General features: G+C 59.1%; 17 protein-coding genes. 12 read left to right on the forward strand and 5 right to left on the reverse strand.

What is annotated here, in order from left to right:
• Positions 1 to 606 carry a hypothetical protein gene (locus JQF37_RS17470; protein ID WP_130203984.1) on the reverse strand — a complete coding sequence of 202 codons (606 nt, stop codon included), beginning with the start codon at positions 604 to 606 and terminating at the stop codon, positions 1 to 3.
• Between the two features lie 72 nt (positions 607 to 678).
• Positions 679 to 1,137 carry a PAS domain-containing protein gene (locus JQF37_RS17475; protein ID WP_130203985.1) on the reverse strand — a complete coding sequence of 153 codons (459 nt, stop codon included), beginning with the start codon at positions 1,135 to 1,137 and terminating at the stop codon, positions 679 to 681.
• Positions 1,138 to 1,237: 100 nt separating this feature from the next.
• Between JQF37_RS17475 and JQF37_RS17480 the strand changes: the two genes are divergently transcribed.
• The 4 genes from JQF37_RS17480 (at position 1,238) to JQF37_RS17495 (ending at position 4,710) form a co-directional block, all read left to right on the forward strand.
• Positions 1,238 to 1,693, forward strand: coding sequence for a flavodoxin (locus JQF37_RS17480; RefSeq protein ID WP_130203986.1), 456 nt, complete (start codon positions 1,238 to 1,240; stop codon positions 1,691 to 1,693).
• Positions 1,694 to 1,927: 234 nt separating this feature from the next.
• Positions 1,928 to 2,710, forward strand: coding sequence for a class II aldolase/adducin family protein (locus JQF37_RS17485; protein WP_130203987.1), 783 nt, complete (start codon positions 1,928 to 1,930; stop codon positions 2,708 to 2,710).
• The gene (locus JQF37_RS17490; protein ID WP_130203988.1) at positions 2,710 to 3,612 is read left to right on the forward strand and encodes an alpha/beta hydrolase; all 903 of its coding nucleotides are present in this window, start codon (positions 2,710 to 2,712) and stop codon (positions 3,610 to 3,612) included. Before JQF37_RS17485 ends, JQF37_RS17490 begins: the two co-directional genes overlap by 1 nt.
• A 186-nt stretch (positions 3,613 to 3,798) precedes the next feature.
• Entirely contained in the window at positions 3,799 to 4,710 is a 912-nt protein-coding gene (locus tag JQF37_RS17495) for an SDR family oxidoreductase (protein ID WP_204149727.1), read from the forward strand.
• 49 nt (positions 4,711 to 4,759) lie between these two features.
• Here JQF37_RS17495 and JQF37_RS17500 read toward each other — a convergent pair whose 3' ends face one another.
• A complete protein-coding gene (locus JQF37_RS17500) occupies positions 4,760 to 5,530 on the reverse strand; it encodes an N-acetylmuramoyl-L-alanine amidase (protein ID WP_130203990.1) in 771 nt (256 codons plus the stop codon).
• A gap of 715 nt (positions 5,531 to 6,245) precedes the next feature.
• Here JQF37_RS17500 and JQF37_RS17505 point away from each other — a divergent pair.
• The 5 genes from JQF37_RS17505 to JQF37_RS17525 all read left to right on the forward strand — a co-directional run bounded on the left by JQF37_RS17505 (position 6,246) and on the right by JQF37_RS17525 (position 13,427).
• Entirely contained in the window at positions 6,246 to 8,039 is a 1,794-nt protein-coding gene (locus JQF37_RS17505) for a DUF1302 domain-containing protein (RefSeq protein ID WP_130203991.1), read from the forward strand.
• Positions 8,040 to 8,062: 23 nt separating this feature from the next.
• On the forward strand, positions 8,063 to 9,430 hold the full coding sequence (locus JQF37_RS17510; RefSeq protein WP_047537843.1) for a DUF1329 domain-containing protein: 1,368 nt from the start codon (positions 8,063 to 8,065) through the stop codon (positions 9,428 to 9,430).
• A gap of 141 nt (positions 9,431 to 9,571) precedes the next feature.
• A complete protein-coding gene (locus JQF37_RS17515; RefSeq protein ID WP_130203992.1) occupies positions 9,572 to 12,124 on the forward strand; it encodes a LuxR C-terminal-related transcriptional regulator in 2,553 nt (850 codons plus the stop codon).
• A 144-nt stretch (positions 12,125 to 12,268) separates the two neighbouring features.
• Positions 12,269 to 12,595 (forward strand): hypothetical protein, encoded by a 327-nt coding sequence (locus JQF37_RS17520; protein WP_130203993.1) that lies wholly within the window; start codon positions 12,269 to 12,271, stop codon positions 12,593 to 12,595.
• A 142-nt stretch (positions 12,596 to 12,737) separates the two neighbouring features.
• Positions 12,738 to 13,427 carry a hypothetical protein gene (locus JQF37_RS17525; protein WP_130203994.1) on the forward strand — a complete coding sequence of 230 codons (690 nt, stop codon included), beginning with the start codon at positions 12,738 to 12,740 and terminating at the stop codon, positions 13,425 to 13,427.
• Here the strand turns inward: JQF37_RS17525 and JQF37_RS17530 are convergent.
• Positions 13,392 to 14,213, reverse strand: coding sequence for an IclR family transcriptional regulator (locus JQF37_RS17530; protein ID WP_130203995.1), 822 nt, complete (start codon positions 14,211 to 14,213; stop codon positions 13,392 to 13,394). The two genes, JQF37_RS17525 and JQF37_RS17530, sit on opposite strands and share 36 nt — an antisense overlap.
• Positions 14,214 to 14,378: 165 nt before the next feature.
• Here JQF37_RS17530 and hmgA point away from each other — a divergent pair, with 165 nt between their 5' ends.
• From hmgA to maiA, 3 genes are read left to right on the forward strand one after another with little or no spacing between them, the layout of a single operon-like run.
• Positions 14,379 to 15,683 carry a homogentisate 1,2-dioxygenase gene (gene hmgA, locus JQF37_RS17535; RefSeq protein WP_130203996.1) on the forward strand — a complete coding sequence of 435 codons (1,305 nt, stop codon included), beginning with the start codon at positions 14,379 to 14,381 and terminating at the stop codon, positions 15,681 to 15,683.
• A 3-nt stretch (positions 15,684 to 15,686) separates the two neighbouring features.
• Complete coding sequence (gene fahA / locus JQF37_RS17540; RefSeq protein ID WP_130203997.1) at positions 15,687 to 16,991, forward strand: fumarylacetoacetase; 1,305 nt, start codon at positions 15,687 to 15,689, stop codon at positions 16,989 to 16,991.
• A gap of 12 nt (positions 16,992 to 17,003) precedes the next feature.
• Complete coding sequence (gene maiA, locus JQF37_RS17545; protein ID WP_130203998.1) at positions 17,004 to 17,639, forward strand: maleylacetoacetate isomerase; 636 nt, start codon at positions 17,004 to 17,006, stop codon at positions 17,637 to 17,639.
• A gap of 32 nt (positions 17,640 to 17,671) precedes the next feature.
• Here maiA and JQF37_RS17550 read toward each other — a convergent pair whose 3' ends face one another.
• Entirely contained in the window at positions 17,672 to 18,475 is an 804-nt protein-coding gene (locus JQF37_RS17550; RefSeq protein WP_130203999.1) for a transglutaminase family protein, read from the reverse strand.
• Between the last annotated feature and the right edge of the window lie 75 nt (positions 18,476 to 18,550).

Consider the following 18,550-nt stretch of genomic DNA (forward strand, 5'->3'; position numbering starts at 1 on the left):
TCAGAGATGCAGGGTCGGGTGGGTCAACCGATGTTGCTGCAGGATGTACTGGCGCAGGCGTTCGGTTTCATCCGTGTCGCTCTGGCTCAATTGATAGGCGTAGAAGCCTTGCTCGGTTTCCTTCTCGAAGGTGCCGCGCAGCGCGATTCGCTCATAGCCTGAAGGGCTGAACCACAAAGCGAAATGCTTCGGTGCCTTGGTCTTGTTGCGAACCTCGAGCAAAACCCCTTTGAACGAGACTTCATGCACCCACATCGTGCCGGGTTGGCCCTGGGCATTTTCCAGTGCTACCGGTTCTTCGAGCACCAGTCGCCATGGCCGCACCAATGGGCCGTCTTCATAAATGCTGGGAACACCCAGGCGCAGATGCAGCGCATGAAATTCGTCTTCCACCAAGTGCAGGGGGAACGTCATTTGCTGATTTTCGAAATTGGCCTGGATGGTGACTTGCTCATGCGCTGCCAGGCGCGTGAGTAAGTCACGGATTTGCGAACCGCCGTTTACGAGCAGGCTCGACGTCGCATCACGCACATTGAGCTGCGGGTTGTGTTGCATGGTCTGGATGAAATCCAGCTCATCCTGGGTGAGGAGCGCGTCGCGATGCATGGCAGGCTCGAAAGAAATAGTTACAAAGTGTTCGGTGATTGTAGTTAATGACAATTGATTCGTTGATTTGTTTTAACCGTTCGTCGCTTTTAGCGCCGAAAGCTCAGCCCGGGCTTCGGCCAATTGCGCTTCAAGCTGCGCAATCCGTTGCTGTGCCTTGACTTGCAGCGTCACGTCTTTTTGTACACCGATAAAATAAACCAGCCCGTCACTCGGATTTTTCACCGTCGAAATGGACAGCTCATTCCAGAACGGTGTGCCGTCCTTGCGGTAGTTGCGCAGGATTTCCCGACAGGATCCTTCGCTCTTCAGTGCATCACGAATCTTCGTCAAAGCTGGCTGATCCCGGTCTCCGGATTGCAGGAAGCGACAATCCTGGTAAAGGATTTCTTCGCTGGAGTAACCGGTGAGGCGCTCGAATGCCGGGTTGACGTAAATCAGAATCTTGTCTTGCGCGCCTTCTTTTTCGGCAATCACGATGCCGTCGTTGGAGGCGTTGATCGCCAACTGCAGCAGTTTCGAGTTGATCATGGTGGACCCCTTCCTTGTTGGTTGTCGGGGGATTCTAAAAGAACAATAAAGACTGTGCTGTTAAGATCCCGGTCTTTGACTCAGCTTCAGGATCAGATTGATGAAAGTCGCCATCATTTCCGGCTCGGTGTACGGCACGGCCGAAGAGGTTGCCCGTCACGCCGCCAGCCTTTTGAAAAACGCCGGTTTCGAAACCTTTCACAACCCGCGTGCAAGTCTGGCCGATGTCCAGGCCTTTGGCCCGCAGGCTTTCCTGGCGGTGACCTCGACCACCGGCATGGGGGAGTTGCCGGATAACCTGCAACCGCTGTACTTCGCGATCCGCGACCAATTGCCCGCGGCCTGGCGTGGTTTGCCGGGTGCTGTGATTGGCTTGGGCGATGCGAGCTACGGCGATACGTTCTGCGGCGGCGGCGAATTGATGCGTGAGTTGTTCGGTGAGCTGGGTATTCGCGAAGTGCTGCCAATGTTGCGCCTGGACGCCAGTGAAAGCGTCACTCCCGAAACGGATGCCGAGCCCTGGCTGGCAGAGCTGGCTGGCGCTTTGCGGGGCTGACCGAGCACCGCTCAACGTTTGTGAACGTCGATTCTCAGGGTGCTGCCGGGGCGGCAGGCAGTGCCCGGCTCGGCCTCTCTGGCGGCGATACTTTGACGTGTATCCCGCATCACCGAGCGACTGACTCGCTCGGCCATCAAGCTGGCTGCCAATGCAACTACGCGAACCCTGGAGGGTGTCTAGACTCGATAGTCATTGGAAACACTCCATAATAAAAACCAGAGGTTCCTTGTCGTGAGCGTAGCCCCCGTTCAATCCCTCGACAGCGTCAAAGACCAGGTCAGTGCCGCCGAGTGGCAGACCCGGGTCGACCTGGCAGCCTGTTATCGCCTGGTTGCCCTGCACGGCTGGGACGATCTGATTTTCACCCACATCTCGGCCAAGGTGCCTGGCACCGAAGACTTCCTGATCAACCCTTTCGGGATGATGTTTCACGAAATGACTGCCTCGAGCCTGGTCAAGGTCGATCAGGCCGGCAACAAGCTGATGGACAGCCCGTACGAGATCAATCCGGCCGGTTACACCATCCACAGCGCGGTGCACGAGGTTCGCCATGATGTCGTCTGCGTGCTGCACACCCACACCGCCTCGGGTGTTGCGGTCTCGGCGCAGAAACAAGGCATTTTGCCGATCAGCCAACAATCGTTGTTTGTCCTGTCCAGCCTGGCGTATCACGCCTACGAAGGCGTTGCGCTGAATCACGAAGAGAAGGCGCGACTGCAAGCCGATCTCGGGGAAAACAATTTCCTGATGCTGCACAACCACGGTTTGCTGACCTGCGGCGGCACCATCGCCGACACGTTCCTGATGATGTTTACCTTCCAGCGCGCCTGTGACATCCAGGTCATGGCGCAGGGCGGTGGCGCGGAACTGATCGCCATCGAACCGCAGATTCTGGCGGGTGCCAAGGCGATGATCGCCGGTGTCACCAAAAGTGCTCAGGGCATGGGCGGTACGTTGGCCTGGCCAGCGCTACTGCGCAAACTCGATAAACAAGACACGGGTTATAAACTCTAATGGCACTCGCTGAGATTCCTCTGTGTATCTGGCGCAAGCGCAGCCAGACATTCGACTTCCGTGGCCAGACCATTCGTTACTGGACGGCGGGGCAGGGTGAGCCGCTGCTGCTCATCCATGGCTTCCCGAGTGCCAGTTGGGATTGGCATTACCTGTGGCAGCCGCTGGCTCAGCGCTATCGGGTGATTGCCTGCGACATGTTGGGTTTCGGTGACTCGGCCAAACCGGTGAATCACGAATACAGCTTGCTGGAGCAGGCTGATCTGCAACAGGCGCTGCTGGCTCAACTGGGTGTCGAGCAACCTGTGCACCTGCTGGCGCATGATTACGGCGACAGCGTGGCCCAGGAGCTGCTGGCCCGGCATTACGATTCGCAGATTCAAATTGCCAGTTGCGTGTTCCTCAACGGCGGGCTGTTTCCGGAAACCCATCGTCCCGTCTTGATGCAAAAACTGCTGCTCAGCCCCTTGGGCTGGATGATTGGCCGCGCGTTCAGTCGCGATGGATTGGTGAAGAGTTTTCATCAGATCTTTGGCCCTCAGACGCTTCCCACCGAGAGCGAAATGGATGATTTCTGGAGCCTGATCGAAAGCAATAACGGGCCACGGGTCATGCACAAGTTGATCGGCTACATCCCCGAACGGCGAGTGCAACGCGATCGTTGGGTCGCCGCCATGCAGCGCGGTGAGGTGCCTTTGCGCGTGATCGATGGCGAGGTCGATCCGATCTCCGGCGCGCACATGGTCGCGCGTTATCGGGAGCTGATCCCCAACCCGGATGCGGTGCTGTTGAGCGGCATCGGTCACTACCCACAGATCGAGGCGCCGTCCCAGGTGCTCAAGCACTACCTGGCGTTTCGCGATCAGCAGGTGCTGCCGCCGCTCAAGGTGGCGTGTTCCTGAGTTCTGCTGAACGCAGAGCATCTTGTGGCAAGGGAGCTTGCGCCCTCGCCACAAAGTCCTCGCTGTCTGACGTTCATCATCCCCCAGCCTTATCGCGCACCATTCAGCCTCCCCCCTGTTCATTGTGACCCGCAGCGCCGTGCCTGAAACTCCAAGGCAATGTCCCTGGCCTGTTGGAGTCCTCCCATGAATGAGTCTGTGCGCTTCGAAGATAAAGTCGTGATCATCACCGGTGCGGGTGGCGGCCTGGGACGGGCGCACGCGCTGTTGTTCGCCCAACAGGGCGCCAGGGTGCTGGTCAACGACCTCGGCGGTTCGGCCCAGGGCGAAGGTGCCAACGCATCTGCGGCAGACCGCGTGGTCGCGCAAATCCGTGATGCCGGTGGCACCGCCGTGGCCAACCACGACTCGGTCACCGATGGCGACAAGCTCGTTCAGCATGCACTCGATGTCTTCGGTCGTGTCGATGTGGTGGTCAACAACGCCGGCATCCTGCGCGACAAGACCTTCCACAAAATGGAAGACGCCGACTGGGACCTGGTTTATCGCGTCCATGTCGAAGGCGCCTACAAAGTCACCCGCGCCGCATGGCCACACATGCGCGAACAAAACTACGGCCGGGTGATCTTCACCGCGTCCACCTCCGGCATCTACGGCAACTTCGGCCAATCCAACTACGGCATGGCCAAGCTTGGCCTCTACGGCCTGACCCGCACCCTGGCCATCGAAGGCCGCAAGAACAACATCCTGGTCAACGCCATCGCCCCCACCGGCGGCACGCGCATGACCGAAGGCCTGATCCCGCCGCAAGTGTTCGAGCAACTCAAACCGGAACTGGTCAGCCCGCTGGTGGTTTACCTGGCCAGCGAAAACTGCCAGGAAACTTCCGGCCTGTTCGAAGTCGGCGGCGGCTGGATGGGCAAGGTGCGCTGGGAGCGCAGCCTGGGCGCCGGGTTCGACCCACGGGTGGGTTTCTCGCCGGAAGATGTGGCGGCGCACTGGCAGCAGATTTGTGATTTCGAGGGCGCAGCGCATCCGAAGGACAACATTGAAGCGCTGAAGGAAATGATGGGGAATTTGCAGAAGTATTCGTTGTAATGCGGCAGGCAAGGTCATATTGAATGACCTTGCCGACTGTGTTCGTGGGCTATCGAGGAAAGTACCTGGACACCAGCGCCGCCAGGGTTGCGGCTGTTTGCGCATCCATGACCCCGTCGTAACGCTCCGGGCGAAAATGCATCTGAAATGCCCGGACCAGTTGCTTGAAACCTTGCTCGGTCGAAGCGCCTGAAATGTCATATCCGTAGGACTTGAATAGCGTTAGCAACTCGCTGCGGGCCGGAATGGCGCTGGCGTTGTATTGCTGTAGAAAGTCGTCCCGGGTGACCTCATCGAACCAGGCGCCGATGCCTTTGAGATAAAGCGCATGCCAGGGAAACACAGGTCCCGGGTCGCTTTTTCGTCCAACGGCGATATCCGAGTGCCCCAATACCTGGGTGGGTGTGATGTCCGGGTAGCGCTTGAGGATATTCAGCGCCAGTTCTTCAATGGCAGCGATCTGTTCTGGATGATACGGCGGGAAGTTGAACTCGCCGTTGTTATCCGTCGCAAGATTGATGATTTCAATGCCGATGGAGGTGTCATTCAGATTGCTACGACTACCCCATTGGCTGACGCCCGCATGCCAGGCTCGATGGGACTCATCCACCAGGTTGAAGATGTGCTGTTCGGTATAACCTTCTCTCAGATAACTTGGATCGGTAATGTCCGGAACCAGGTAATGGGCGCTGACGCTCGGCCCCGTCAGAATTTTTACCGAGCTGGAGAAGTTACCAGCTGTGTAGTGGAAGATAAGGAAGCGTATTCGGTTGTTGAAGCTTTTACTTGAGCGGTATTTGTTGTAACTGATGGATTTCATAAAAGCACTCGCAATAAATCAAGAAGAGGTCAGCTGATGATGGGAAGTGTCTGACCTGCGATTTAGCTTAATTGTTGGAGTGCTCCGGGTAGTTACAAAGTTCTGTAGGTGTATTCTGAGATTGATGTGGGTTGAAAGCGGTTTTTTTTTTGCTGATTGGAGTTTGAGTGTTTTGGGGTTTTTAGTTTAAAAGTTGCTAAAGATTAAAAGTAATGAGAGTGGATCCAGTCGGCTCCACAAAATCGCGCCCATAAAAAAGGCCGCTGCAAAAGCAGCGGCCAAAAGAGACGTTGGATCCAGGAGCTACAAATCAACGTCGGTGTGCACGGGGCGATGAGTCGAGATCTTCAATCTCATCTGAAATCTGTCGCCAGTCGGCACGGTAAATCACGTGCCGCTGCTTCGTGCTTCCGGGCGGGTTCCCGTGAAAGCCAGGCTAGAATAAGTGTTGGCCAGTAAAGGAAAAATAGCGATTCGAGACATGCTGTATTGCAACATTCGTAACAGTCCTGGTGACCTCTTCGAGGTCCGTTTCGCCATAACATGCGCACAGCTGATGGCCTCCCATCCAGCCCATCCATATCCCCGTGTAAACCCCCGTTCCCGGCGGCCATTCATCCTTTAGAGGTACACCACGAATACCTCCTTGGTGCGCTTATCGCCCCTGGCAGGCGGCAGTAGGGTGAGGCCTTCTGTCACTCACCGGGGAAGACGCATGACAAAAACAACAATGCGCGCCATCTTCACGCCGCAGGCGCTGGCCGCTGCGGTGGCCTTGGGTTGCTGTGCCCAGGCGCAGGCCATTTCATTCAACGTCGGCGAGATCGAGGGGACGTTCGACTCGTCGCTGTCGGTGGGCGCGAGCTGGGGCATGCGCGATGCCGACGACTCGCTGGTGGGCACGGTCAATGGCGGCTCCGGCCAGTCCTCGACCGGCGATGACGGGCGGCTGAATTTCAAGAAAGGCGAGACGTTCTCGAAGATCTTCAAAGGCATCCATGACCTTGAGCTGAAGTACGGCGACACCGGTGTGTTTGTCCGTGGCAAGTATTGGTACGACTTCGAACTGAAGGACGAAGACCGCGAGTTCAAGCCCATCAGCGACAATGGCCGCAAGGAGGGCGCCAAGTCTTCCGGCGGGCAGATCCTCGATGCCTTCGTCTATCACAACTACTCCATCGCCGATCTGCCGGGCACGGTGCGTGCGGGCAAGCAGGTGGTCAGTTGGGGCGAAAGTACATTCATCGGTAACTCGATCAACAGCATCAACCCGGTGGATGTTTCCGCGTTCCGCCGTCCGGGTGCCGAGATCAAGGAAGGCTTGATTCCGGTGAACATGTTGTTCGCTTCCCAGGGCCTGACGGACAAGTTGACCGTGGAAGGCTTCTACCAACTGGAATGGGACCAGACCGTTCTCGACAACTGCGGGACCTTCTTCGGCGTCGACGTGGCGGCGGACGGTTGCAACAAGAACTACACCGTCGCCAGCCCGGCCATCGCCCCGTTGCAGCCGATTGCTGCGGCGTTTGGCCAGGGGTTTGAAGTCAGCAAGGAGGGCGTGATCGTGCCTCGTGGCGGTGACCGTGATGCCCGCGATTCCGGGCAGTGGGGGACGGCGTTGCGCTGGCTCGGCGACGACACCGAGTACGGTCTGTACTTCATGAACTACCATAGCCGCACGCCGACGGTGGGCACCGTCACCGCAGGTGCCAGCACGCTGGCGAGCATTCCGGGGATCGTGGCCACGGCCAACCGGATCGCGCCCGGCAGTGGCTCGGGTCTCGCGCAAAGTGTGATGCTCGGGCGCGGCCAGTATTACCTCGATTACCCGGAAGACATTCGCCTGTACGGCGCGAGTTTCTCTACCACCTTGCCCACCGGTACCGCATGGACCGGCGAGATCAGTTATCGACCCAACGCGCCGGTGCAGGTCAACACCAACGACCTGACCCTGGCCATGCTCAACCCGATTGCCGGCGGCGCGGCATCGCCCATTGCGTCCCGTCCAGGCGCCGACAACAAGGGCTATCGGCGCAAGGAAATAACCCAGGTCCAGAGCACCCTGACGCACTTCGTCGATCAGGTGATGGGCGCTGATCGCCTGACCCTGGTGGGCGAGGCCGCGGTGGTTCACGTCGGTGGCCTGGAAGCCCGCAGCAAGCTGCGCTATGGCCGCGACTCGGTGTACGGGCAGTATGGTTTCGGCGGCGACACCGATGGCTTCGTGACCTCGACCTCCTGGGGTTATCGAGCCCGGGCCATCCTCGATTACAACAACCTCATCGCCGGCATCAACATCAAACCCAACCTGTCGTGGTCCCACGACGTCAGCGGGTATGGCCCCAACGGGCTGTTCAACGAAGGTGCCAAGGCCGTCAGCCTCGGCGTCGACGCGGACTACCGCAATACCTACACCGCAAGCCTCAGTTACACCGATTTCTTCGGGGGGGACTACAACACCCTCGAGGACCGCGACTTCGTGGCGTTGAGCTTTGGCGTGAACTTCTGATCTGGCTGAGAAGGATGATTTCCATGCGCAAGATGATTCTGCAATGTGGTGCCCTGGCCCTCGGTCTGCTGGCCGCCAACGTGATGGCGGCGGTAACGCCGGAAGAGGCCAACAAACTCGGCACCAGCCTTACGCCGTTGGGCGCGGAGAAGGCCGGCAATGCCGACGGTTCGATTCCGGCGTGGACCGGCGGTATTCCGAAAAACGCCGGGGCGGTCGACAGCAAGGGTTTCCTGGCCGATCCATTCGCCAATGAAAAGCCTTTGTTCGTCATCACGGCGGCGACGGTCGACAAGTACAAGGACAAGCTGTCCGATGGGCAGATAGCGATGTTTAAACGCTATCCCGAGACCTACAGAATCCCGGTGTATCCGACTCATCGCACGGCGGCCCTGCCACCGGAAATCTATGAGTCGGCCAAGCGTAGCGCACTGAATGTAACCCCGATCAACGACGGTAACGGTCTGGCCAATTTCACTGGCAATCGCTACTACGCGTTCCCGATTCCGAAGAACGGTGTCGAGGTGATCTGGAACCATATCACCCGTTATCACGGCGGTAATCTGCGTCGCACCATTACCCAGGCAACGCCGCAATCGAATGGGGATTTCACCGTCATTCGCTTCAAGGACGAGGTGGCCGTACCGTCCCTGCTGGGGGATTACAAACCGGGCAGCGAGGAGAACGTACTCAACTATTTCAAACAGGAGGTGACCGCACCGGCGCGGCTGGCGGGCAACGTGTTGCTGGTTCACGAGACCCTCGATCAGGTCCAGGAGCCGCGCAAGGCCTGGATCTACAACGCCGGCCAGCGTCGCGTGCGGCGTGCGCCGCAAGTGGCCTATGACGGCGTCGGCACCTCATCGGACGGGTTACGCACTACCGACAACTTCGACATGTTTTCCGGAGCGCCGGATCGCTACGACTGGAAGCTGATCGGCAAGAAAGAAATGTACATCCCGTACAACAGCTACAAGCTCGATTCGCCTGACCTGAAGTACACCGATGTGATCAAGGCCGGGCACATCAATCAGGACCTGACCCGTTATGAGTTGCACCGGGTGTGGGAGGTTGTCGCCACGGTCAAGCCTAACGAGCGGCATGTCTATGCCAAGCGTCACATGTACATTGACGAAGACACCTGGCAAGTCGCCCTGGCCGATCACTACGACGGTCGTGGCCAGCTCTGGCGCGTGGCGGAAGGGCATGCCCAGTTCTACTACGATCATCAGGTTCCGGCCTACACCGTCGAGGCGCTGTATGACCTCATTGCCGGCCGTTACATCGCACTGGGGATGAAGAATGAAGAGAAGCGCAGCTTCGAATTCAACATCGCGGCAAAAGCTGGGGACTACACGCCTGCAGCCTTGCGGAGTACAGGTGTGAAGTAGTCTTCCTACAGGCTCTTACACAAAAAGGTGACCTCGCGGTCACCTTTTTTATGGGTGTAAATCAGTCTGCTGAATACTTCTTCAACAAGCGTTCGGGAGAGGTCTAGGGTGGCGCCACAATTATAAAAAGGCGCCTCTACTATGACTGCCATGACCCTGAGTCTGGACCGTCCTGGACCCCTGCCTCGTTTGTCTTCTCACCACCTGGCTCGCGAGCGCTTGACCGAACCGCTGCTGGCCTCGTCGGCCCGGGTCAAGCTGCTCTGCGCACCGGCCGGCAGCGGCAAGAGTGCACTGCTTACCGAGTGCCTGCTGCGTGCGCCGGAGCACTGTCGGGTGTGTTGGTTGCCGTTGTCGGGGACGTGTTTGAGTGTCGTCGATTTTCAGCAGCGCCTGACCCAGGCACTGGGGTTCGCAGCGGCGGATGAGCACGTTTTGCTGGAGTCGCTGACCCGGTTGCAGACGCCGACCTGGGTGTTTCTCGATGATTACTGTCGCGTGCCCAATCCTGAACTCGACCGCTTGCTGGACCGTTTGCTGGCAGTCAGAAATCCATTGTTGAACTGGTGGTTGAGCTCGCGTCGGCGTCCGTCATGCAATTGGCCACGGTTGTTGCTCGATGATGAGTTGTACGAGTGCGAGGCGCGCGCGCTGGCGTTCAACGAGTCGGACATCGAACAGTTGCTCGTCCATGTCGCGCCAGGGCAGGCAGCGATTACGGCCAGGAAGATCATCCAGCGCAGCGGTGGCTGGTGCGCCGGCACGCGCATTGCCTTGCTCGATGGTTGTCAATGGGTGGCCGGGCAGGACAAGCAGGGACGATCGGCGACGCTGCTCGACTACTTGCAACATGAACTGTTCAACACCCTGCCGCCGGAACTGCTTGAAGCCTGGCAAGTACTGGCGCACCTGCCGCGATTCAATGCCGGTCTGTGCGAGCATCTGTTTGGCGCCGGTGAGGGCGCGCAGTGGCTGCACGCCTTGCAGGACATGGGTTGTTTCATCGAACCCTGGGAGGATTCGCCCGACTGGCTGCGAGTGTTTGTGCCACTCGCCCGAGCCATGCGTGACGAGCAGGATTCGGCGGGACGTTCCTGGCATCGGCGTGCCTGCCAGTGGTTCACCGCCGAGCAGGACTGGCAAGGCGCGTTCGAGCAGGCGTTGCTGGCCGAAGAGTTCGAGGTTGCGGTCAGTCTGTTGCAGCACTTCAGCTTTGAGCACTTGTTCCGCCGAGAGAATGTGCGCTTGCTGCTCGATCTGCATGAGCGCCAGGGCGAAGAGTTGACCTTCGGAACGCCGCAATTGGTGGGCTTGATTACTGCGGCATTGTTGTTTGCCGGACGCTTCGATCAGGCGGCCGCGTGCATTGAGCAACTGGTCCGGTTCACCCCCCAGCCCACGGCTGCCCTGCAACGGCAACTGCTGGCGCGCTGGCAGGCGCAGCAAGGCTGGTTGCTGCATTTGCAGGGACGGATGGAAGCGGCGCGCACGCACTTTATCGAAGCGCTGGCCGAGTTGGGCGCCGATGCCTGGGCCGCGCGATTGTTATGCCTGTCCGGGCTGACCCAGCAAGCACTGCTCAGCGCCGACCTCGATGCGGCGCAGGCCTTTAACCGTGAGGCGCTGTGTCTGGCGCGGGCGCAAGGTTCGCTGCTGTTCGAAGGCTTGCTCGAACTCGATCATGCCCAGTGGCTGGAGCAACGCGGCGCTCCCCAGCGAGCCGAAAGCCTGCTGGCGGATATCCATGAATTGTTGTGTCGCCAGGCTGATCGCCCGACCCCGCTGCTCGGTCGGATAGCCTTGCGGCGCGGACGTCTGGCGCTCTGCCAGGGGCAGGACAGCCTGGCTTCCGAGCTCTTCCAGTCCGGTCTGCAGGACTGCCTGCACAGTCAGGACAAACGTGCGCTGTATGGTTTTCTCGGGCTGGCACAGGTGGCCGCCAATCAGCGCGATTACGCACGCGCCTTTGACCGGTTACGCGATGCCGAACGCCTGATGCAGCAGCGGCAGATTCCCGACACGGTTTATCGCAGTGTGTTGCTGCAAATCAGCAGTCACTTCTGGTTACAGCAAGGTCGAGTGCAATTGGCTCATGAAGCACTGACCCGCGTATTGCGGCACTACCGTGGACCACAGGCCCGTCAAGCGCCTCCGGCCACCGTGGAACTGATCGCGCGGATCGATTACCTGTTGGTGCTGGCCGAGACGTATCTGCAACAGGCGAAGCAGCCGCTGGAGCGGCTCAAGGCGTTGCTCGATCAAGCGCAACGTCACGGGAGGCTGGCGCTTGAAGCGGAGCTGCAATTGGCGATCTGCGAAGTGGCCGATCTGATGGGCGAGACGGCTCTGGCCAAGTCGGCCTTGCAGGCCGGACTGGAGCTGGTGAAACGCTGCCATTTGCAACAAGCCTTGTGCGAACTGTGCCTGCGCCAGCCGACATTGCTCAGTCGATTGGGCGAAGACGAACAGATGACGCCTCCGACCCTGGACGACAATCCATTGAGCGCGCGCGAACTGGAAGTGCTCAGTCTGATTGCTCAGGGCAACTCGAATCAGCAGATCGCCGAGCAGTTGTTTATCTCGCTGCATACAGTAAAAACCCACGCGCGACGAATTCATAGCAAGTTGGGCGTCGAACGCCGTACCCAGGCGGTGGCCATCGCGAAGAAGTTGGGGCTTATATCGTCAGGGTGAAGTGGCTGTGGGTTAAGTTGTCGGAGTATAACTTGCAAGATGACGAAACATTCTACTGCGTGCGTGATGTGCAGATTTGATTAGTATGCTTTCCGGCAACAACAAACCAGATATTAATTAGTTGGCAAGCAAGGAAGATAAATCATGGAAGAACTCAATATTGAACGCGTGCGTGCCATGTTGCATGCAAGGCTCGGTGGGCGTGGTATCGATGTCGATAAAGTGTATGTGAACGGCATTCATAAGCTTGAAGATCCGCAGGTAACTTATTCCCAAACACTGGTGTGGGCGTTCTTTCTACTGCTGCAGGATCGCGAGATTCCCCACTTTGAAGGGGAGACGCTGGGGCTGTTTACCGAGCCTTACACATTTGACCCGACCTATCGTTTCAAGGGGCTGGACTTTGAGGAGGTCAACAGAATGGGCGTGGACATCGCCCAGGTTTTTCTGGGTGACTCCGTAAACGGATGAAAGAAGTGATGCCAGCGTCAGTTGGTATGAATATCATTTATTGATTTTGTTTTCCTCAGCACTGTCGGGGTTCGACGCGTGCTGATGTGAAACAGCTGGCCGTGCAGGATGTACGTGCCAGATAACGACACCGGAAGTTTTTATGAGTGACAGTTTCTTTTCTCCCCACAAGATGATGGCGTTGAAGAAAATTCGCGCAGATTTTGCGGTAGAAGTGTTGTTGGTTGAGCGGCTGCAAAAGCTCGGGGTTAACTCGTTCAAGACCTATTTGAATACGTTGGATGATCTGATCAGCAAAAATGTCATCTCTTCCCAAACACTATTCGAAGAAACACTGGGTTGGGTCGAAAGCGAACAGTTGCCTAATTATGTACAGGCCCTAAATGAAATTTTCAGTCGGCGGTTTTCCTTTGAAGCCAAAGACAGGGTCAAGGCTCTGGATATGCCGGGCTTTGAGCGCATCGTCATCGACATAGTCAATGCGCTGACCAGTGCTCCCTCGATCAATCTTTCAAAGCGCTCGATCAAGCCATTGGACTTTGAGACGGTGCACGCGGCATTGAAATATCAAATACCCGAAGTGGATATTGATAGCGTGTACGTGACCAGTTTTATCGTTGAACTCGGGGTGCAAAAAGTCATTCAATCAAGAAGCCTGGTTGAAGATCTATACGCTCATTTGCAGGACGATGAAATTCCGTTCTATTCCGGCGAGGGGATGGGCGTTTATTCGGTCGCCTACAGTGCCGAAGAGCGTCATCTTCATCCACAGCTCACGGCGACGGATATCCGCGATTTAGTGATCGAAATCGTTCCGGATTTCCTGGTCTGATTGGGCGGGACTCTCGTATCCCATGCGCCAACTGACGGCCCGCGACGCTGCGAGTAATCGCCGCGCCGCCGGGCCGTTTTCGTCGGCATGAAACAGCGACGTCGGGCCTACCACCGTCAGCACGGCCACCACTTTCCCCATCGCGTTGAACACCGGCGCCGACAAGGCGTCCACGCCGGGCATCAACAACCCATGCACATGATGCAGGCCACGTGTGCGGATCTGCTCGCACATGGCTGCATAGGTTTGGTCATCCGCCAGCGCGTGGGCTGATTGCCCCTGCAATTCCTGTTCGCGCAAGTCCACGGTTTCGCGCTTGGGCAGGTAGGCGCCAAACACCAGGCCCGTCGACGAACTGAGCAATGGCAGCACCGAGCCCAATTGCGTCACAACCGTCACCGCACGCACCGCCGGTTCGATGTGCACCACGGTTGCCCCCTGGTTGCCCCACACCGCCAGGAAGCAGGTCTCGTTCAAGTCGTCGCGCAACTCGGCCAAGGGCAGGGCGGCGACTTTCAGCACGTCCATACTGTTGAGTGCGGCCAACCCGACGCGCAAGGCTTCGCGGCCCAGGCCGTAATGGTTGGTGGCGCTGTTCTGTTCGGCAAACCCGCTGGCGATCAGTGCCTGCAAATAGCGGTGAACCTTGCTCGCCGGCATGTGCACGTGTTCGGCCAGGCGCGAGAGTGAAGTCGAGGGTGATAACTCGGCCAGGGCCTTGAGGATGTCAGTACCCACCTCGGCCGAGCGGACTTTCTGTTTACCGTTGCTGTCTGGCTTTTCCATGGAGGCGGTGTGATCCCGGGACGAATGGGCGTCTTTATAGCTTGACGGTCAATACCAATCAAATTACGTTATGCGTAATTGGATTACGATAAAAATAACCCCGGCGTGCCCAGACCTCTGCAACGGAGTGACAGGCCACTGCCCACTCCCTGTTCAGGAGGCTCCATGAACCTCGATTCAACGGCGCCAGCGCTGGTTTACCAGTCAGGCTTCGGCAACGAATTCAGCAGTGAGGCACTGCCCGGTGCGCTGCCGGTCGGCCAGAACGCGCCGCAAAAAGCCCCGTACGGCCTCTATACCGAACTGTTCTCCGGCACCGCGTTCACCATGGTCCGCAGCGAAGCCCGGCGGACATGGATGTACCGCATCCAGCCATCGGCCAATCACCCGGCATTCGTCAAACTAGAGCGGCAATTGGCCGGTGGTCCACTGGGTGAAGTGACCCCCAATCGACTGCGCTGGAACCCGCTGGATATTCCCGCTGAACCGACCGACTTCATCGACGGCCTGGTGAGCATGGCCGCCAACGGCAGCGCCGACAAACCGGCCGGGATCAGCATCTACAGCTACCGCGCCAACCGCTCCATGGAACGTGTGTTCTTCAACGCCGACGGCGAATGGCTGCTGGTGCCGGAGCAGGGTCGTCTGCGCATCGCCACTGAACTGGGCGTGCTGGAACTGGAGCCGCTGGAAATCGCCGTGCTGCCGCGCGGCTTGAAATTCCGCATCGAATTGCTTGACCCGCAAGCCCGCGGCTACCTCGCCGAGAACCATGGTGCGCCGCTTCGCCTGCCGGATCTGGGGCCGATTGGCAGCAATGGCCTGGCCAACCCGCGGGACTTCCTGACCCCGGTGGCCCATTACGAAAACCTCAAGCAGCCGACCACGCTGGTGCAGAAATTCCTCGGTCAGCTGTGGGGCTGCGAGCTCGATCATTCGCCGCTGAACGTGGTCGCCTGGCACGGCAATAACGTGCCGTACAAATATGACCTGCGCCGCTTCAACACCATCGGCACCGTCAGCTTCGACCATCCGGACCCGTCGATTTTCACCGTGTTGACCTCGCCGACCAGCGTCCACGGCCTGGCCAATCTCGACTTCGTGATCTTCCCGCCACGCTGGATGGTGGCCGAAAACACCTTCCGTCCACCGTGGTTCCACCGCAATCTGATGAACGAATTCATGGGCCTGATCAAAGGCGAGTACGACGCCAAGGCTGAAGGCTTCGTGCCCGGCGGTGCGTCCTTGCACAGCTGCATGAGCGCCCACGGCCCGGATGGTGAAACCTGCACCAAAGCCATTAATGCTGACCTCAAGCCGGTGAAAATCGACAACACCATGGCCTTCATGTTCGAGACCAGCCAGGTGCTGCGCCCGAGCCGGTTCGCCCTCGATTGCCCGCAACTGCAAACCCATTACGATGCCTGCTGGGCCACATTGCCCGCCACTTTCGACCCGACACGGAGATAACCCATGACGCAGACTTCCATCCCTCGCAGTTGGGTTGCCTCCGCCAACGGCCACGCGGATTTCCCGCTGCAAAACCTGCCGCTGGGCGTGTTCAGCGTGAAGGGTTCGGCGCCACGCAGTGGCGTGGCCATCGGTGAGCATATTGTCGATCTGGAGGCCGCACTCGATGCCGGCCTGTTCGATGGCGCAGCAAAAGCCGCCGTCGAAGCCACACGTGGCGGTCAGTTGAATGCGTTCTTCGAACTCGGTCGTGAAGCTCGCGTAGCCTTGCGTCAGCGTTTGATCGAGTTGCTCGAGGAAGGCAGCAGCCTGCGCGGCAAGATCGAGGCCCAGGGCGCCAAACTCCTGCCACTGGCGGCGGATTGCGTGATGCACCTGCCGGCGAAAATCAACGACTACACCGACTTCTATGTCGGTATCGAGCACGCGCAGAACGTCGGCAAACTGTTCCGCCCGGATAACCCGTTGCTGCCGAACTACAAGTACGTGCCGATCGGATACCACGGCCGCGCCTCGACCATTCGCCCCTCCGGCACTGACGTCCGTCGCCCGAAAGGCCAGACCTTGCCGGCGGGTCAGAGCGAACCGACTTTCGGTCCGTGCGCGCGCCTGGACTACGAACTGGAGCTGGGTATCTGGATCGGCCAGGGCAACGAGATGGGTGACTCCATCGCCATTGGCGATGCCGCCGATCACATCGCCGGCTTCTGCCTGCTCAACGATTGGTCGGCACGGGACATCCAGGCCTGGGAATACCAGCCGCTGGGGCCGTTCCTGTCGAAGAGCTTCATCACCAGCATCTCGCCGTGGGTCGTCACCGCCGAAGCGCTGGAGCCGTTCCGTCGCGCCCAGCCTGCGCGCCCGGAAGGCGATCCACAGCCGCTGCCGTACCTGTTCGACAAGCGTGATCAGGCGGCTGGCGGCTTCGACATCGAACTGGAGGTGCTGCTGCTGACCGAAGCCATGCGCGAGCAGAACCTGCCAGCCCATCGCCTGACCCTCAGCAACACAAAACACATGTACTGGACCGTGGCGCAAATGGTCGCGCACCACAGCGTCAACGGTTGCCAGTTGCAGGCCGGCGACCTGTTCGGATCGGGCACCCTGTCCGGGCCGGAAAACGGTCAGTTCGGCAGCCTGCTGGAAATCACCGAGGGCGGTAAAAAGCCGATCGAACTGGCGTCGGGCGAAGTGCGCAAATTCCTTGAAGACGGCGATGAAATCATCCTGCGTGGCCGTTGCAGCCGTGAAGGTTTTGCGTCCATCGGTTTCGGCGAATGCCGTGGCAAAGTGTTGCCGGCACGCTAAGGGGAACGGGTCATGCAGCTCTACACCTATTACCGTTCGACCTCGTCCTATCGGGTGCGCATCGCATTGGCGCTCAAAGGCCTGGATTACCAGGCGCTGCCGGTCAACCTGATCGCGCCGCCGGGTGGCGAGCACCGCCAGCCGGCGTATCTGGTGATCAACCCGCAGGGCCGCGTGCCGGCCTTGCGCACCGAGGAAGGTGAACTGCTGATCCAGTCACCGGCGATCATCGAGTACCTGGAAGAGCGTTATCCACAGGCGCCGCTACTGTCGAAAGACCTCGCGGCCCGCGCCCGTGAGCGTGGTGTGGCGGCGGTGATCGGTTGCGATGTGCATCCGCTGCACAATGTCAGCGTGCTCAACAGGCTGCGCCAGTTGGGCCACGATGAACCGCAGGTGATGGAGTGGATCGGGCACTGGATCAGCCAGGGGCTGGCGACCGTGGAGCAGTTGATCGGCGACGAGGGGTACTGCTTCGGGCCTGAGCCAGGTCTGGCCGACGTCTACCTGATCCCGCAGCTGTATGCGGCCGAGCGCTTCAATATTCCGCTTGAGGGCTATCCACGCATCCGTCGTGTGGCAGCGCTGGCGGCGACCCATCCGGCGTTCATCAAGGCGCATCCGGCGAATCAGCCCGACACACCTTAACGCCCTCCACCTGCCCCTGTGGGAGCAGGCGATCAATGAACGACGGAATTGGGCGGCAAATGCCCCAGCCGTTCAGTGAGGCGAATCCGCTGGATCGGGTCGTCGCTGAGCAACAGCGCATGCTCCAGGTCGAAGCGCTCGGCGTTCGGGCAGTCCAGCCGTTGGTAGAGACTGGCCCGGGCCAGATAGTCGGCGGCATTGCCATTGCCCAGTTCCAGCACGCGCTCGGCATCGATCAAGGCGCCGATGTAATCGTCGTGGGAAAGGTGCAGTTGACGCAGGTTGCGCGACAGGCGTTGCAGCATCTGCACGGGATCGGCGGTAACCAGGTGTTCGGCGCTGAGTTTCATGTTCGGGCCGTACTGGCGTTGCAGCAATTCCCGGCAATCGTTGGGGTATAGCCGGCGGCCGCCGCACGGATCGAGCAAGTGATCGGCCCCCGGTACGCGCAGCAGGAAATGTCCCGGAAAGTTAACCCCGACCAAGGGGATTTCCAGGCCCCTGGCCAGCTCCAGGGCAATCAGCCCAAGGGAAAGCGGTTGCCCGCGACGCAACTCCAGCACCTTGTTGAGCAAGGCCACCTGTGGGCGCAATGGGCTGAAGTCGTCCTGGGCGAAACCCAGGTCATTCATGCGGCGTAACAAGGGTTGCGCCAGTTCGTTGACCGGCAGCATCGGCAAGCCGGAACTCACGCGCTGTTGCAGCTCATGGAATTCCTTGAGCAACGCCTCGGGATTGACCTCGCTGTCATGTTCGGCCGCAATCCATAGCGCTGCCTCGAACAGCGCGGGCGGTGAACGTTGCAGACAGGCGAAAAACGATTGGCGCGGTGTCATCAGAATCTCCGGACAATGCCTCGTTTTAGCCCCGTCGCCAGCATTCGTCCAGTGTCATGCAGAGGCTGATTCAGG

The organism is Pseudomonas sp. MIL9 (assembly GCF_016887925.1).
GTDB lineage: Bacteria > Pseudomonadota > Gammaproteobacteria > Pseudomonadales > Pseudomonadaceae > Aquipseudomonas > Aquipseudomonas mohnii.